Below are 16803 nucleotides of genomic sequence, written 5' to 3'. Positions count from 1 at the left end.
CCAGGGGGGTATGTATGCCGGTTCGCTATGAGACTGAAGGCCCTCTAGCCATCGTAACCATCGACCGACCCGAGGTGCGCAACGCCGTTGACCGGGCCACCGCTGCCGATTTGGCCGAGGCCTTTCGGCGTTTCGAGGCCGATGATGAGCTGGCTGTGGCCATCCTGACCGGCACGGGAGACAACTTTTGCGCCGGGGCCGACCTGAAAGCGGTTGCCCGGGGTGAGGGCAATGTGGTGCAGGAGGAGGGGGATGGGCCGATGGGGCCCACTCGGATGCGGCTCTCCAAACCGGTTATTGCGGCGGTGGAGGGCTACGCAGTGGCCGGTGGGCTCGAGCTGGCCCTCTGGTGCGACCTGCGGGTGGCCGCGCGAGACGCGGTTTTCGGAGTCTTCTGCCGTCGCTGGGGGGTGCCACTGGTAGACGGGGGTACCGTTCGGCTACCCCGGCTCATTGGTGAGAGCCATGCCATGGATTTAATCCTGACCGGGCGCGGGGTAAGCGGCGAGGAAGCGCGGATGATGGGACTGGTCAACCGGTTGGTGGAGCCAGGCCAAGCCCTGGAATCCGCCAAGTCACTAGCCCTGCAGCTTGCGGCTTTCCCCCAGCGCTGCTTGCGGAGCGACCGTCAATCGGTGCGCGAGCAATGGGACTTATCCCTCGAGGAGGCCTTGCTCAACGAAACGCGTCTAGGCCTGGTAGTGATCACCTCAGGGGAAACCCACCGGGGTGCCACCCAGTTTGCCGAGGGAGCTGGACGGCACGGATCCTTTCAGGAAGGCGGTGAGGGCTAAGCCGTGCTCCTGCTCCTGAGCCCTACCCGGTTCGAAGCTGCCTTTCTGAAAGGCCGAAAGTTTACTTTCCACGGACGCGCCGGGCTGCGCGGGGAGGGTTGGGTCTGGCTCGAGGGCGGGGTGGGCAAGGTCAACACCGCCGCCACCCTAACTGCCTTTGCAGCGCGCCGCAGGTTAGAGCGGGTGCTTCTGTTTGGTATTGCCGGCATGTACCCCGATGCAGGTTTGCAAATTGGGGACGCAGCCCTCGCCGAGAAGGAAATCCAGGCCGACCTGGGCCTCAAGGACGGGGGCATGAAGGGCATGGGCTTTCCTACGCTGGTGCTGGCGTCGGGCCCGTATCACAACCGCTTTCCACTGGATCGGGCTTTCACGGCTGAACTGAGCCAAACCCTCAACCTGCCCACCAAAACCTTCCTGACCCGCGACCTGGTCTCGGAAAACCCCACCGAGGCCCGGCAGCTATCGCGCCGATGGGAGGCCGATCTCGAGAACATGGAGGGCGCCGCCTTCGCCCAGACCTGCTTGTGGCTGGGCCTGAAGGGCGCCGAGCTGCGGGCGGTGTCCAACCTGGCCGGGGTGCGCGACAAAACCCAGTGGCGCATCAAACAGGCGGTGGAGAGCCTCGAGCACCACATCCTGCGTATCATTGAGCCATGATTGACATCACCCGTCGCATCTACCCTGGGGTTCCGGTCTGGCCCGGCGATACCCCCTACCGCTACGAACTGACCGCCCAGATAGCCCAGGGCGACAGCGTGAACGTGGGCAAAATCATCACCACCACCCACCTAGGCACCCACCTGGACGCCCCCTGGCATTACGTGGATGCAGGCCAAAAGCTGGAAAGCGTGCCGCTCTCGGTGCTGATCGGTTCCTGCCGGGTGGTGGACGCCCGGGGGCAAGAAGCCCTGTCGGTGGATTTCCTGCGGAGCGTGGAACTGGCCGAGCGAACCCTGTTTTTCACCGGGCAACCCAACCACTGGGGCACCTTTCCCCATACCTTCATGCACGTAGAGCCTGAGGCCGCTATGTACCTGGCCGCGCAGGGGGTGCGGCTTTACGGCACCGACTGCCCCAGCGTAGACCCCCTGACCTCCAAAGACCTCCCCGGCCACAAAGCCTTTGCGGGGGCGGGGGTGTACATCCTGGAAGGGCTGGCGCTGGACGGTGTGGCTGTAGGAGCCTACGAGTTGATTGCCCTGCCGCTGAGGCTCGAGGGGGCCGATGCCGCACCGGTGCGGGCCATTCTGCGCTAGGGCCGTTTTTGGTTTGGTCGCCCACCGCCCCCACCCCAGGCGCATTCCCAGAGCCATCCTGCTGGTCGTTGGGGGCATCCACCGAATCGCTCTACTGCACCTTCAGGGTGATGGTAGTGAGCGGCGGTTCGGTCTCGGGCTTGCCGGTCTCGCGCACCTCGTAGGTAATCTCGCCGGGGCCGGGGTCGGAGAAGTAGCTCCAGCCGCAAGCCGCGCTGAGCGGAATCTCCTTGCGCCCGATGATCCGATCGCCGCGCCGCACCAGCACGGTGTAGCTGCTGGCCGAGCCCACCCCGCCAAAGCGGAAGGGCCTCGAGACCGTACCCCCCGCTTGCAGGTTCGAGAGTGCGAAGCTCTGGCTACAGATGGCCCCTGCCTGGGCCTCGGGCACCACCAGCGAGATTCGAGCCCCCGAGGCAGCGCCTTCAGGCCGCACCTCATACACCCGGGTTCCGCCCGGAGGCGGCGGGACATTCAGGCTCCACTGCCCGTTGGCATCGGCAGTAATCCGCCCTAAGCTGGCGCCGTCCTCGAAGATTTCGACCACCTGGCCCGGCCGGGCCGTACCCCGCAGGGTAAAGCCCGTAGCGGCAACCGTAGCGCCATCAGACAGACCCACGAAAGTGGGCTCGGATGGCACCGTTACGTTTACATCTACGCGGGCTCCAGGGGTTTGTCCCGGCCTACGCGCCTCGTAGGTGTGCCCTCCTAGAGCTAGAGCCGAAGCAGGCAAGGAGAAGCTCCACCGCCCATCAGGGCCCACCGTCACCACCCCCAGGGGGTTGCCATTGTCAAAGAGCTCGAGGGTCTCCCCTGGCTTGCCGGTGCCTTGTAGCGTATAGCTTCCAGCAATCAGGGTTGCGCCGCTTGGGGGTGCGGTAATGCTCACGGCAGCCACTGCCTGCGACAGGCCCGCGCTAAAGGCTCGCAAGCCCAGTCCCGGCAAAACCGAGAGCAGGCCCAAGAGACCCATCGCAGCCAACAAAATGCCCAGCGAGGGCGCACTCATCTGCGCCGCCGGCGCCATCAAACCCTGGGTCAGGCCCATGGGGGCCGCCGCAACCGGAATGCCCGGCGCTTCCGAGCTGCCAAACTGGGCCAGGGCGGCCTCGGCCTCGCGGTCTTCGGCCTCCTGCACGGGGGTGGGCTTGCTGAAAATCAGGAAGAAGGTCTTGAGGTAGTAGTAGGCCCCAATAGCCGAGGTCACCAGGGCCAGCACCACCAGCCCATAAAGACCCGCCCGCGCCGCCTCCTGGAAGACCAGATACTTGGCCCAGAACCCGGCCAGGGGCGGCAACCCCAGCACCGAAAGGATGCCCAGCCCCATTGCCCCGCCCAGCAGGGGCTTGCGATACCACAGGCCGCGCAGGCGCTCTAAGGGCACGTCCTGGTTGGAGAGCATCGAGAGCACCGCAAAAATGAGCCCTGTGGCCAGCCCATAGGTCAGCAGGTAAAAGGGAATGGTGGCCTGTCCGGTAGGGCCAAAGAGCCCCAGCCCGATGTAGCCCGCATTGGCGATGGAGGAGTAGGCAAAAAGCCGCTTGGCCTCGGTCTGGGCTAGCGCCCCCAGGTTCCCGAACAGGGTACTGAGGGCGATCAGCACCGCCATCCCCACCCCCCAGGCTTCCAGACCCTCCGGGGTGAAGACCCGCAACATGGCCGCAAAGGCCGCCGCCTTTACCGCCGTGGCCATGAACAGCGTCACTACGGTGGGGCTGCCCTGGTACACATCGGGCGACCACCACTGGAAGGGCACCATGGCGGTCTTGAAGGCAAAGGCCGCCATAATCAGGAGCAAGCCCGCGATGTAGAGGGGCCCGGAGCCGGGAGCCCCTGCCATAAAGCTACCGGTTGCGCCAAAGTAGAGGGCGATGCCGTACAGAAAAATGGCCGCCCCCAAAGCCCCCAGCAAAAAGTACTTCAGGCCCGCCTCAAAGCCTTTTTCGTCGCGCTGCCAGGTAGCCAGCACATACAGGGGCAGCGAGAAGACCTCGAGGGCAATCACCAGCACCACCAGGTTGGGGCTGCTTGCCATAATGTGCATGCCGGTGGCCGCAAACAGCACCAGCAGCGGAAACTCGAACTTTTTGGCTGGCCCCAGAAGCAAGGCCCACAGGCCGCCCAGAATGGCCACCAGGGTCAGGCCCCGGGCCAGGGTATCGAAGCGGTACAGCCCCCCAAAGGCCTCAACCGTCTGGCCCCAGCCCACCACACAAAACAAACCCGCCAGCACCAAACCTGCCACCGTCACGATGCGGTTGGCCTCACGGGAGATTACAAAGGCCAAGAGCGACAGTACCGTGGCGAAGCCCACCAGCATGTACAGGGTCAGCATCGCACACCTCCAGCAAGGGTCGAGGGTCGAGAGCCCAGGGTCGAGAACATGAGCACAGCAGCTCTGGCCACTCGGGGTTCAACACCAGAAAGCACCGCAGCGCTCATGATGCACCTCCAAAAAGCGCGGCCAGGGCCTTGCCCAGGGGCTCGAGGTACACGGTGAAGAGCTTCGGGTACAGCCCCATCAAAAGCAGCACAGCCACCGTGACGGCGGCAAAACCCCATTCGCGGGAGTCCAGGTCGGGCACCGCCTGGGCCTGGGCATTTTCCTGGAAAAGTTTCTGGAAGGCGGTGAGGGCATAGGCCGCCGCCGCAATCACCGCCAGGAAGGCCACAAAGGTCAGCCAGGGTGAAACCTTGTAGGCCCCCAGCAGGGCCATCAGCTCGCCCGGAAAGCCCGAGAGCCCCGGCAGCCCAATCATGGCCATCAGCAAGAACATGCCCAGCACGTAAAGGGCCGGCGCGTGTTTAGCCAGGCCGCGCACCGGGGAGGTCTCGAGGTTCCCCGTCCGTTTGTAAACCAGCCCAATGAACAAGAACATAGCCGAACCGTACACCATCGAAGCCCCCAGCAGATACAGGGCCCCTACCGTACCCTCGCTATTGCCACTAAAGAGGCCCAGAGCCGCCACACCCATGTGCGAAACCCCGGCGTAGGCCAGCAGGGTTTTCCAGTCAGGGGCGCTAAAAGCCACCCAGGCCGCATAGATAGCCCCAAAAGCCGCCAGGAACAGGAGCAAGCCCTGCCACTCGCGGAAGCCATCGGGCATCAGGGGAATGGCCCATTTGAAGAAGGCGAAGACACCCACCTTGTACAAAGTGCCCATGGCGTCGGCCAGACCCGAGGGGTGGTTCTGCTGGTGGAAACTGGGCAGCCAGGCGTGCAGGGGGAAAAGCGGGGTCTTGACCGCCAGCGCCACCATAAAGCCCAGGAAGGCCAGCACAGCGGTCTGCCCGGTGAGCGGGTTGGCCGCCAGGTCGGTATAGAGGAAGCTATCCGCCCCGCCCAAAAAGCGCACCGCAAAGATAGCGGCCAGCATGGGCAGCGAACCCACCAGGGTAAAGAGGGCAAAGGTATAGATGGCCCGAAGCCGCTCTGCACCCCCGTAAAACCAGAGCATCAGGAGCGAGGGAATCAGTGTGGCCTCGAAGAAGAAGTAGAAGAAGATCAGATCCTGCGCGGCAAAAATACCCAGCAAACCGGTCTGCATCATCAGGGTGTACGCCAGAAAGCGCACCGGCACATCGGCAATCCAGACCCCCAGCAAGACCACCAGGCTCACCGCAATCCAAAAGAGCAGCCCCGCACCATCCAGCCCCAGCGCATAGTAGACCCCTGCCTCGGGTAGGAAGGGTGTCTGGCTGGCATAAGCCACACCCTGCCCACCGTAACCCGCAAATAGCACCAGCGAGATCCCCAGGCTAATGGCCGCCGAGGCAACGGCAAAACTACGGCCCAGACCGGGCATGATGAGCAAGAGCAGACCCGCCAGGAGGGGTAACCACAGTCCAACATGAATCATCGCAACACCCCCCAGCCCAACAGCAGTACCAGCGCCAGGAGCAACCCGGCCAGGTAAAAGCGCAGGGCGCCAGTCTCGAGCTTCGCCAGCAGACCGCCCAGCCCGCCCATCAGGCTACCCAGCCCCGCAAAGCCGCTGAGCAGACCCTTGTCGCCGCCAAAAAGCAGTTCGGCCAGCCCCTTGGCCGGGTTCACCAGCAGGGCGTTGTACACAGCATCGGCATAAAAGCCCTGCAAGGCCGCCGTCTGGAAACGCTCATACCAGGCGGGCATCTTCTGCTGGAAGTAGCGGAAACCCCACCACAGGGCAGCTATCGCCACCACTGCGGAGATGATAATCAGTACCCATTCGGTGACCACCGGCAGCTTCTCGTGGGGGAAGTCCCCGATGGCCTTATTCAGGTAGGGCTCAATAAAGTTCTTGTAGTCAATCACGTAGGGCAGCCCCATAAAGCCCACTCCCAGCGCCCCACCCATCAGGATGTGGTTCGGCCAGAGCATCACCGCCGGGCTCTCGTGGGGGTGCGCCTTGCCCCGGTACTCACCCCAGAAGACCAGCACATACCAGCGGATCGAGTAAAGCGCCGCCAGCACCGAAGCACCCAGCATCAGCACCCAGAGCCAGGGGCCAAACTCGAAGGAATAGGCCAGAATGGCATCCTTCGACCAGAAACCGGCCAGGGGCACCAGACCGCCCGAGGCAAAGGTAGCCACCAGGCCGTGCAGGTGCGTGGCCGGCAGGTACTTGCGCATCCCGCCCATCTGCCGCACGTCCTGCTCACCCCCCAGGGCGTGAATCACCGAGCCGGAGGTCATGAACATCAGGGCCTTGAAGAAGGCGTGGGTCACGATGTGGAAGATGGCCACCCAGTAGGCCCCCACCCCCACCGCCACAAACATGAAGCCAAGTTGCGAAAGGGTTGTATAGGCCACGATGCGCTTGATATCCCACTGGCCCAGCGAACACAGAGCGCCATAGAATGCGGTTAGAAGACCAACGGCCACAATCAGGCCCGCCAGGAAACCATCGCCGTGCAGGATAAAGGCATGGCGCACCAGCAGATAGACCCCCGCCGTAACCATCGTGGCAGCGTGAATCAGCGCCGAGACCGGCGTGGGGCCTGCCATGGCGTCGGGCAACCAGACCATCAGGGGCACCTGGGCGCTTTTGCCTATAGCCCCGATGAGCAAGAAGAAGCCCGCCAGCGTGAGGGTGGTGAAGCTATAGCCTCCAGCTTCTACTTTCTCCACCAGCTCGGAGATAGAAAGGGTGCCAAACATGCTCCACAAAAGGCCCATGGCCAGCAAAAAGCCCAGGTCGCCAATGCGGTTGACGATGAAGGCTTTACGGGCCGAGTCGGCGTTGACCCGCTCGTGGTACCAGAAACCAATCAGCAGGTAAGAGGCCAGCCCGACCCCTTCCCAGCCGATAAACACCACCGGCAGGCTGTCGCCCAGAATGAGTACCAGCATGGCCGCGATAAACAGGTTGAAGTAGCTGAAAAAGCGGCTATATCCGGGGTCGCCGTGCATATAGCCAATGGCCCAGACGTGGATCAGTAAGCCGACCCCGGCCACCACCATCAGCATGACGCCCGAGAGGTTGTCCAGGTTCAGGCTGAAGGGAATGCCCGGTAGCCACTCGGCCAGCGTCCATTTAGCACCGCCTTGCAACAACAAGAACAAACCCAGCAAAAAACTGCCTAGAACCAACAACGAGGCAAGCCAACCTGCCAGAGGTTCACCGATGCGCTTGCCAGACAAACCCAGAATCACAAACCCCAGCAAGGGGAGTGCAATGATTAGGGGTAGAAGAAGGGTCTCTTGCACGTTTTACCCCCTCAGTTGCCGCAGCGCGTCCACACTCGTGGTCTCGCGGCGGCGGAAGATGGCCACAATCAGACCCAGGCCCACCGCTACCTCGGCGGCTGCAATGGCGATGATAAAGAGCACCACCACCTGCGCATCCAGACTGCCTGAGAGCTTGGAGAAACTAATCAGCGAGAGTGCAGCCGCGTTTAGCATCAGCTCGATAGAAAGGAACACCAGAATAGCGGTACGCCGGGTCAGCGCACCATAAGCCCCAATCGAGAACAACAAAGCGGAAGCTACCAGCCAGATCATCGCTTCACCACCGCCTTCTCATCTTTTTGTTCAGCAATCGGGGGGGTGGGCATTTTGTCCTGGCGGGGATGGGCTGGGTGGCCGGTCGCTGCGATAATACGCTCTGGTTCAATCAGCACCACTGCCGCCACCGTAGCCACCAGCAACAAGAAGCCCACCACCAGGAGTGCGTAGAGCCACTTTTCGGGGTCGTAGAGCAGCGGCCCCAGGGCCTGGGGCAACCCGCCGCCCAGAGCGGGCGCATTGGCTGGCGGCTGAAACCGGGTAACCGCAAAGGTCAGCAGCCCGGCCAGGCCGATAGCACCCAGCCCCGCCACCCAGGGCAGCCGGGGCATCAGGTCTTGCCCCACATTGGCGCTGGCTGCCGAGAGCAGCATGATCACAAACAGAAACAGCACCACGATGGCCCCGGCATAGACGATAATCTGAATCATGGCCACAAAGCGGGCCTCGAGGGCCACATATACGCCCGCCACCACCAGGAAATTGGCTATCAGGGCCAGTGCAGCATGGACGGCATTCTGCAGCCGTACCACCGCCAGGCCGCTGCCAATCAGCAACAGCAGGGCAAGGATTTCCCATAATCCGACACTCATTGGTTCCTCCATAGGACTTGCGGCATCGGGTTCTCCCGGTCGCTCATAATCGGGGTGATTCTAACCAGAAAAACGCTCATTGGCGAACATGTCGTAGGTGTGAGCGAGCCCTGTGAACCCTTGAAGTTACCGGTTCAAAATCCTACTTTTGTTGAGGCGGCTTGACGCCCTCGAGTTCAGGACGCACGTAGGGCACGCTGTAGCCCTTCTTGACCGGCTTGCCGGTATAGGCCGCCTCGCGGCGCTGGGGTTTGGTGCCCTGCACCTCCACCAGCATGTCTTCCTTGCCGTACACAAAGTCGGAGTAGCGGTAGTCGGCCATCTCGAAGTCGTAGCCCATCACCACCGCGCCGGTAGGGCAGGCTTCCTCACACAACCCACAGAAGATACAGCGCAGCATGTTGATCTCGTAAACCCTGGCATACCGCTCTCCTGCGCTTACCGGGTTATTAGGGTCGTTTTCAGCCGCCTCCACGTAAATGGCATACGCCGGGCAGGCTGCCGCGCAGAGCGAACAGCCGATGCACTTCTCGAGCCCGTTGGGGTGCCGGGTGAGCACGTGGCGGCCATGAAAGCGGGGCTTGAGCGGTACAGGGGCATCGGGGTAAGGAATGGTGACGGGTTTAGAAAACAGAGCCTTGAGCGTGATACCCATGCTCTGCGCCAGTGCAGCAATGCTCATGGATTCCTCCTTGGTCTAGTCGCCCGCACCCATGCGGGGGGTCACACGAGGTTTGGGTCTGGCTGTCAGGATTGTGTAGGCAAAGAACACCAACAGGCTAATAAGCGAGAGCCAGCCCAACGTGGCAACGGGCAGCTTGAAAGCCACCACCAGCGCGGCCAGCACGAACCAGGCCAGCGCCAGCGGGAACAACCGGCCCCAGCTAAAAACCATCAGTTGATCGTAGCGCAGGCGGAACAGCGTGCCCCGAACCCAGATGAAAAAGAAGAGGAAGAGCGCAATCTTGACAAACATCCAAACATAAGGCAGAGCAAACAGCCCACCAATCAGAGGAATCTGCTCCATGAAGCCTGGCATCCGCCATCCACCCAAAAAGAGGGTGGGAATCAAGGCCGCAGCCGTGATGAGGTGGATGTACTCGGCCATCTGAAACAAGGCCCACTTGATCGAGCTGTACTCGGTGTTGTAGCCGCTAACCAGTTCTTGCTCGGCCTCGGGCAGATCAAATGGGGTGCGGGCGGCCTCGGCCATGCTGGTTAGCAGGAAAATGGCAAAGGCCGGCAGCATGTACAGAATCAACCAGCCATTCTGGTGCTGCCACTCGACAATCTCGCGCAGGTTGAGCGAACCCACCAGCAACACCGGCGCCAGCAAGCTAATGCCCAGGGCCAGCTCGTAGGAGATGAGCGAGGCCGAGGAACGCAGTGAACCCAGCAAGGAGTACTTGGAGTTGGAGGCCCAACCCGCCAGGAAGATGCCGTAAATGGCAATCTCAGAAACGGCAAAAACGTACAGGAGCCCCACATCCAGGTCAATTACCCAGGGATCGTAGCCAAAAAAGGCGTCCTTAGGCCCGAAAGGAATGAGGCCAAAGGTGAGTACCGCGAACGTGACTGAAATCATGGGGGCCAGTACGAAGACCACCTTGTCGGCCCTGGCCACCACCAGGTCTTCTTTGAAGATTGATTTGATGGCGTCGGCCAAAGGCTGCAAAAGGCCGTCCGGCCCGACCCGGTTGGGCCCCTGGCGAATCTGGATACGGGCCAGGAGGCGACGTTCGATCAGGGTCATGTAAGCGAATGCGGTGAGCAAACCAAAAATCACCAGAAAAGCCTTGATGCCGACCATCCATAGCGGGTCAGTGGGGTTGGCGGTGGCAGCCGGTGTGGGGTCTGCGCCTAAGGCGAATCCGGCTATCAGCAGTGGACTACAAGCGATGAGCTTTTGGAAGGAGAGACGCGGGTTCCACTGCACCCTGCGCTCTGTGCCCTGTCCCCTGTTGCGAAGCGACTTCATGCTTCACCTCCCACCAGTACCCGGGCCTCCACGCTGCGGCCCGCCCAGGCGCCCAGCGCCGGCAGATACATCACCCCATCGGGGAGGCCGGGCGCCACCTTGACCTCGAGTTTCTCGACTCCCCTCGGTGTCTCCAGCTCAACCATGTAACCATCGGCAAGACCATTGGCCCTGGCCGTCTCCGGACTCATCTCCAGCCTGGCCTCCACCACCCTGGCCACCGCCCCAACCAGCTGCTCCTGCCGCCACATGCTGGGGCGCAGGTAAAGCTGGCCTCTGGTGGCGTCCGACTCCGAGGCCGCCCAGCCCGCCGTCTTGGGCAGCCAGCGCTCCATCGCCGAAGGTAGTTTGTGCTTTTCAACCAGCCAGCGGGTAGCCTGTCGCACCAGCCGGAAGGGCGTCTTCACTCCGGCGGCCTCGGCAATCAAGCCCAGGGCCGCTACTGCGCCATCGGCTTCACCATTGTTGATGCCTGCAGGCTCCAGAGGCAACACCCGGCCTTCCAGGTTTACCGTGTGACCCCGTTTTTCATAAGCGGTCTGGTTGGGCAGCACCACATCGGCATACTTCTCGGCCAGCGGGTGCCGGTGGGTCAGGTGCAGGATGCGGAAGGAAGCCGCCCTGAGCTGGGCTTCGGTGGGCAGGTAACCGTAGTAGACCGCTTTGGGCCCCGTCTCGATCCAACCCGCACCCCCTTTGGCCGGGAACAATCCCAAAGCCTCGAGGCCCCGGCCGTTGGCCGCCGGTGTCATGCACATGACCCGAGCGCCGGTGCGCTCGGCCAGTTGCCTGGCCTTCATGGCCGCTTCCGGCTGGTTGAGCACCCCTGCGCCCAGAATCAGGACAATCTTCCGACTGGCTGCCAATCTGCCTTTCACAAAGGCCACCTGCTCACTCAACCCAGCAGGAGCTTCTGTCTGATCCAGCAAAGCCGACAGCAAGGCCGCCTCGGCCCCTGGCGCATGCACGGCGCTGGCCCCCGCCCATTTTGCGGTGTTGGCCGGGTAGGCGCTGAATAGGGCCAGCTTGTGGGTTAGGCGCGGCATCCGCTCCTTGATGTTGAGGTCGGCGAAGGGTGTGCCGTGGTTCAGCCTGGCAGCAGGCTTCAGGCCACGGCTATATTCCGAGAGCCGCAGGTGCACGGTGGGGGCTTCTTCGGCGGGGTCGCCCAGCACCAGCACAAACTCGGCGTCTAGCAGGTCATCAAAGCTGGCTGGTGAGAAGACCGAGACGGGGTAGGCGGTGCGGCCCTGAAAGTCGCGGTGAGGGGTTCCCAGGGCATTCGCCAGCTCTACCGCCGCCAGGCCCTCCTCGAGGGTGCTGTTACCCCCCAGGTACAGGCCGATATCGGCTTTATCAACCCCCGCCAGGCCCTTCCCAATCGCCAGCAGGGCTTCTTCCCAGGTGGCTTCCACCAGTTTTCCATCTTTGCGCACCAGTGGGGAGCGCACCCGGTTCTCGTTGACCCATTCGTGACCAAAGCGGGCAGCGTCGGAAATCCAGACCTCGTTCACCTCGCGGCGCTCAGCCGCTCGAATACGCTCCAGAAGCCCACTGCGGGTATCTACCGTGATGGCCGCCCCACAGGCATCGTCCATCGAGGTGGTCTCGGTGGAGTCGTACTCCCAGTTGCGGGCCCGAAAACGGGCGGTCTGATCCAGCAAAGCCCCCACCGGGCAAATATCCACAATGTTGCCGGTGAAGTTAGAGGGCAGGCCCGCCTCTTCACTGTTAATGAAGGTGTGTACCCCCCGCTCGATAAAATCCAGCACTTCGTCGCCCGGAATCTCCTCGAAGTAGCGCACGCAGCGCTTGCAGTGAATGCAGCGCTCGCGATCCAGCACGATGAAGGGCGAAAGGGCGTGGTGCTTGTCCACGTGCCGCCGGGTCATCTCGAAGCGGGTGTAGAGGGGCAGCTCCATCGGGTCGGGCTGGTAGAACTTTTCCACCAGGCCGTACTCGTAGCTGCGGTCTTGCAGCTCACAGGCCCCGCCCTTGTCGCAGGTGGGGCAGTCGAGCGGGTGATTAAAAAGCGTGAGTTCGACCATCCCCGACTGGGCGTGTTTCACCTCGTCCGAAAGGGTATCGATTACCATGCCATCGCTGACCGCCGTGATGCAGGCCGCCGACAACTTGGGCATCCAGAAAATCTTGGGCTGCCCATTTTCCAGGATGAACTGGCCGTCCGGCCCCTTGCGCGGGCTTCCGGTTCTGACCAGGCACATCCGGCAGGCTCCAATGGGCGAAAGGTGCTTCTCGGCGCAGAACAGGGGCACGTCGTAGCCCGCATGGAAGATGGCATCCATGACCGAGGTGCCACTCGGCACCTCGACGGTTCTATCGTTGACAGTTACCTTAGCCATGCTCTCCATCACCCCCAGCGGCTTCCCGCCCGCTCAACGGGCTTGCCGTTTTCTACCAAGTCCACAAACTGGTGGCGGAAGTGCTTCAGGCTACCCCGCACCGGCCAACAGGCCGCATCGGCCAGGGCACAGAAGCTGCGGCCTTCAATCTGGTCGAGCATGCCCTCCAGCAGCTCCACATCGCCCTTCTGGCCCTGCCCTGTGCCAATTTTTTCAAACAGGCTCACCATCCAGCCCGAGACCCCCTCGCGGCAGGGGGTGCACTTCCCGCAGGATTCGTGGCCATAAAAGCGGGTCACGTTCCACATCGCGTCCACCATGCTCATACTGGCCGGGATGCCAATCACCCCCCCGGTGCCCAGCAACGAGCCTTTAGCGCTGATGGATTCGTAGTCCATGGGCGTATCGAGGATTTCATCGTTCCAGGGCAGCGGTGGGCAAGAAGAGCCCCCAGGAATAATGGCCTGGATGGGCTCGGTCGGACCCCCCGCATGGTCGAACAGGAGTTCGCGGAAGGTGGTGCCCAGGGGTAGCTCATACACGCCGGGACGCTTGAAGGGGCCGCTCACCTGGAAGAGCTTGTGGCCTTTAGATTTTTCCGTGCCCATGCTGGCAAACCAGTCGGCCCCGCGCTCGATGATGTGCACCACCGAGCAAAGCGACTCTACGTTGTTGATGGTGGTGGGCATGCCCCACAGGCCCGCCTGGGCCGGGAAGGGCGGTTTCATGCGGGGGTTGGCGCGGAGGCCCTCGAGGGAGTTCATCAGGGCGGTCTCCTCACCGCAGATGTAGGCCCCGGCCCCCCGGTGCACGTAGAGGTCAAAGTTAAAACCCGTGCCCATCACGTTCTGACCCAGATACCCCTGCGCGTAGGCTTCCTGGATGGCCGCAACCAGGCGGTCATAGGCCCGGCGGTACTCGCCCCGGATGTAGATGTAACCCTTGCTGGCCTGGATGCCCACCCCGGCAATCATCATGCCCTCGATGAGCTGGTGGGGATCGTCTTCCATCAAGTAACGATCTTTGAAGGAACCCGGCTCCGACTCATCCGCGTTGCAAACAATGTAATGCTGCTTGCCGGTGTTCCTGGGCATGAAGCTCCACTTGAGCCCGGTGGGGAAACCCGCTCCACCGCGCCCGCGTAAGCCGGACTTCTTCACCTCCTCAATCACCCAGTCCTGACCCTGCTGGATGGCCTTGCGGACGGCCTGGTAGCCACCGTGAGATAGGTAATACGCAAGCGTCCAGGAACCCGGCTGGCCTACGTGTTTGTACAGGGTCTTTTCAAAGCGCGGGTCTTTACCGCTGACAATCGGCCCGCTCATGCACCTACCTCCTCTCCGCGCACATGCACTTCATGCCCTACCTTGCCCGGCAGCACAATCTCCTCCAGCCGCTTGCCTTCCCGCAAACCCCGCAAAAGCGCTTTCAGGCGGGCCTTGGTGACGCACTCCACGTAGGGTTCGTCGTTCACCTGTATTACCGGTGCAGTGTGGCAGGAACCCAGGCACTCAACCTTCTGAATACTAAACAGACCATCGTCGCTCACGTCGCCGCGCAGGATTTGCAGCTCGCTTACCAGCTCGTCCCACAGTTCGTCGGCTCCCCCAATGGCGCACGATAGCGTGGCGCAAACCTGAAGGTGGTACTTGCCGGTGGGCAATGCCTGGTAGTAGCTGTAAAAGCTCATTACCCCCGCAACCTCGGTAGCCGTGGTGCCCAGTATCCGGGCAATTTCCTCCTGGCGCTCGGGGGAGATCCAGCCTTCGTCCTGCTGCACCCGGCGCAACATGGGCATGAGGGCCGCTCTCTTCCCTTGGGGCGTGTCGGGGTACTGCGCGAAGACCTCACGCAGCCAGTCCTGTTTGTCGTCAAAAAATCCCATAGGCCTCCGTAAATGGGTTGGGTTTTGTGGTCAGAAACCTTGTTACTTGAAATTTGTCTCCCACCAAAGCACTCATCGGTCTACATCCCCCATGACTGGATCGAGCGAGGCGATGACCGCCACCATGTCGGCGACCTGTACGCCCTTGCAGGCATAGGGCAGGCTTTGCAGGTTCACAAAGCTGGGCGAGCGCACCTTGACCCGATAAGGCATGGAGCCTCCGTCGGAAACGATGTAGTAACCGAGTTCACCTCGAGCGCTTTCGGTCGGTACGTACACCTCGCCCAATGCGGGGTGAAAGCCCTCGGTCACCAGTTTGAAGTGGTAGATGACCGCCTCCATCGAGGTTTCCAACAAGTGGCGCGGGGGCAATGAAATCTGTGGATTGGGGTCGCGGATGGGGCCCGGCCCAAGGGCCTCGAGGCGCTCCACCGCCTGCTGGATGATCTTGACCGACTCGCGCATCTCCAGAATGCGAATCACCATCCGGTCGTAGATATCGCCCCCATGCAGTACCGGCACCTCAAACTGGTAGGTCTCGTAGCCTGCGTAGGGGTAGGCTTTGCGCACATCGTAGTTAACCCCCGAGGCCCGCAGACTGCCCCCCGTGAGCGATAGGTTGATGGCAGCTTCGGCGGGGATGACCGAAACCCCCCTGGCCCGCTCATAGAAGATGGGGCTTTCTTTGAAGAGCGCCTCGTACTCGTCTATGCGAGCCGGCATCTGCACAATGAACTTCTTGACCTCGCCCAAAAACTCGGGAGGCAGGTCTTCCTTAAGACCCCCAATGCGGATGTAGTTATGGTGAAAGCGCTGACCTGAAACCCATTCAAACAGGTCGAGCACCGCCTCCCGCTCCCGGAAAGCATAAAAGAAGGGCGTCAGTGCCCCAAAGTCCAGCAGCCCGGTTCCCAAAAAAACCAGGTGCGAGGCAATGCGGGACAGCTCGTTGAGCATCACCCGGATGGCCTGGGCCCTAGGCGGCACCTGGGCTCCCACCAGCCTCTCTACGCTAAGCGCGTAGGCCAGGTCGTGGCTGAAGCTGTGCAGGTAGTCCATGCGGGGGGTGTAGGTGATGCACTGGGTGTAGGTGCGGTTCTCCATGTTCTTCTCGAAGCCGGTATGGAGATATCCGATGTGCGGGGTCAGGCGCAGAATCTGCTCCCCCGAGAGATCCACCACCACCCGCAGCACCCCGTGGGTCGAGGGGTGCTGGGGCCCTACGTTCAGGGTCATGACTTCGGACTTGAGCTCAGGTGCGTCGGCGATGTCGTAAGCCTCTACAGAGGGGCTGTGAAGTTTCTGCGGGTCGCGCACCATCAGTTGCCTCCTTTGACCACTTTCTGCACCTCGGCAGCCACATCCTGGTAGCCTTTGCGCGAGCCCCCACGCCAGCCGGTCATACCGCCCTTGTTGCCCGAAAGGCCCGCCCGAAAAGCGTCGGGGTCAATGAAGCGGCCCTCTTTGAACAGGGTCGGGGTCTCGCCCAAGGGGAAGTCCTTGCGGAGGGGATAGCCCTCGAGGTCTTCAGGGGTGAGGATTTTGCGAAGGTCGGGGTGCCCTTCAAAGCGGATGCCGAACAGGTCGAAAACCTCGCGCTCGAGGTAATCCGCCCCCATCCACAGGTCGGTCAGGGTAGGCAGGCTGGGGTTGGACTCGGGCACGTAGACCCGGACAAACACCCGGCTGCCGTCGCCGCCATTGTAGCCGGGCAGCGATACCAGCTCGTACACCACACAAAAACGCTCGGGTTTGGGCTGGGGATACTCCAGGTAATCCAGGCCCACAATATCGGCCAGGTAGTTCCAGCCCTGCTCTTTGAGCTCCGCCAACAGCGCCTTGAACTCGGTTCGGGGCACCACCACCCAGGTGTTGCCGTAGGCCTCCTCTATTTCCCAGCCTTTGGCTCGAGCCTGGTCTAGTAGCTGTGTCAGCTTTTGCATAT

Annotated in this window: 15 protein-coding genes; 3 read left to right on the top strand and 12 right to left on the bottom strand. The window is 62.1% G+C overall.

The features are described 5' to 3' along the window. Positions 1–14: 14 nt before the first annotated feature. From J3L12_RS00670 to J3L12_RS00660, 3 genes are read left to right on the top strand one after another with little or no spacing between them, the layout of a single operon-like run. The gene (locus tag J3L12_RS00670) at positions 15–794 is read left to right on the top strand and encodes a crotonase/enoyl-CoA hydratase family protein (RefSeq protein WP_208013108.1); all 780 of its coding nucleotides are present in this window, start codon (positions 15–17) and stop codon (positions 792–794) included. A 3-nt stretch (positions 795–797) separates the two neighbouring features. Next, entirely contained in the window at positions 798–1454 is a 657-nt protein-coding gene (gene mqnB / locus J3L12_RS00665; RefSeq protein WP_208013107.1) for a futalosine hydrolase, read from the top strand. Further along, the gene (locus J3L12_RS00660) at positions 1451–2053 is read left to right on the top strand and encodes a cyclase family protein (RefSeq protein ID WP_208013106.1); all 603 of its coding nucleotides are present in this window, start codon (positions 1451–1453) and stop codon (positions 2051–2053) included. The genes mqnB and J3L12_RS00660 overlap by 4 nt, the downstream gene beginning before the upstream one ends. 91 nt (positions 2054–2144) lie before the next feature. Here J3L12_RS00660 and J3L12_RS00655 read toward each other — a convergent pair whose 3' ends face one another. The 12 genes from J3L12_RS00655 to J3L12_RS00600 form a co-directional block, all read right to left on the bottom strand. Beyond that, complete coding sequence (locus J3L12_RS00655) at positions 2145–4388, bottom strand: proton-conducting transporter membrane subunit (RefSeq protein ID WP_208013105.1); 2244 nt, start codon at positions 4386–4388, stop codon at positions 2145–2147. A 103-nt stretch (positions 4389–4491) separates the two neighbouring features. Beyond that, positions 4492–5913, bottom strand: coding sequence for an NADH-quinone oxidoreductase subunit M (locus J3L12_RS00650; protein WP_208013104.1), 1422 nt, complete (start codon positions 5911–5913; stop codon positions 4492–4494). After that, entirely contained in the window at positions 5910–7742 is a 1833-nt protein-coding gene (gene nuoL, locus J3L12_RS00645; protein ID WP_208013103.1) for an NADH-quinone oxidoreductase subunit L, read from the bottom strand. Before nuoL ends, J3L12_RS00650 begins: the two co-directional genes overlap by 4 nt. A gap of 3 nt (positions 7743–7745) precedes the next feature. Next, positions 7746–8036 (bottom strand): NADH-quinone oxidoreductase subunit NuoK, encoded by a 291-nt coding sequence (nuoK, locus tag J3L12_RS00640; RefSeq protein ID WP_208013102.1) that lies wholly within the window; start codon positions 8034–8036, stop codon positions 7746–7748. After that, entirely contained in the window at positions 8033–8632 is a 600-nt protein-coding gene (locus J3L12_RS00635) for an NADH-quinone oxidoreductase subunit J (protein WP_208013101.1), read from the bottom strand. The genes nuoK and J3L12_RS00635 overlap by 4 nt, the downstream gene beginning before the upstream one ends. A 142-nt stretch (positions 8633–8774) precedes the next feature. Then, positions 8775–9314, bottom strand: a complete 540-nt coding sequence (gene nuoI, locus J3L12_RS00630; protein WP_208013100.1) for an NADH-quinone oxidoreductase subunit NuoI — start codon at positions 9312–9314, stop codon at positions 8775–8777. 15 nt (positions 9315–9329) lie between these two features. Then, complete coding sequence (nuoH, locus tag J3L12_RS00625) at positions 9330–10442, bottom strand: NADH-quinone oxidoreductase subunit NuoH (RefSeq protein ID WP_208013275.1); 1113 nt, start codon at positions 10440–10442, stop codon at positions 9330–9332. A gap of 164 nt (positions 10443–10606) precedes the next feature. Then, positions 10607–12973 carry a molybdopterin-dependent oxidoreductase gene (locus J3L12_RS00620; RefSeq protein WP_208013099.1) on the bottom strand — a complete coding sequence of 789 codons (2367 nt, stop codon included), beginning with the start codon at positions 12971–12973 and terminating at the stop codon, positions 10607–10609. A gap of 8 nt (positions 12974–12981) precedes the next feature. Continuing rightward, the gene (nuoF, locus tag J3L12_RS00615) at positions 12982–14298 is read right to left on the bottom strand and encodes an NADH-quinone oxidoreductase subunit NuoF (RefSeq protein WP_208013098.1); all 1317 of its coding nucleotides are present in this window, start codon (positions 14296–14298) and stop codon (positions 12982–12984) included. Beyond that, a complete protein-coding gene (gene nuoE / locus J3L12_RS00610; protein WP_208013097.1) occupies positions 14295–14858 on the bottom strand; it encodes an NADH-quinone oxidoreductase subunit NuoE in 564 nt (187 codons plus the stop codon). The genes nuoF and nuoE overlap by 4 nt, the downstream gene beginning before the upstream one ends. A 72-nt stretch (positions 14859–14930) precedes the next feature. Continuing rightward, positions 14931–16094, bottom strand: a complete 1164-nt coding sequence (gene nuoD, locus J3L12_RS00605) for an NADH dehydrogenase (quinone) subunit D (protein WP_243454801.1) — start codon at positions 16092–16094, stop codon at positions 14931–14933. Between the two features lie 83 nt (positions 16095–16177). Next, complete coding sequence (locus J3L12_RS00600; protein ID WP_208013096.1) at positions 16178–16801, bottom strand: NADH-quinone oxidoreductase subunit C; 624 nt, start codon at positions 16799–16801, stop codon at positions 16178–16180. Positions 16802–16803: the final 2 nt, after the last annotated feature.

This window comes from Meiothermus sp. CFH 77666 (assembly GCF_017497985.1).
GTDB lineage: Bacteria > Deinococcota > Deinococci > Deinococcales > Thermaceae > Meiothermus.
This window is presented reverse-complemented; position numbering and strand designations above follow the sequence as displayed.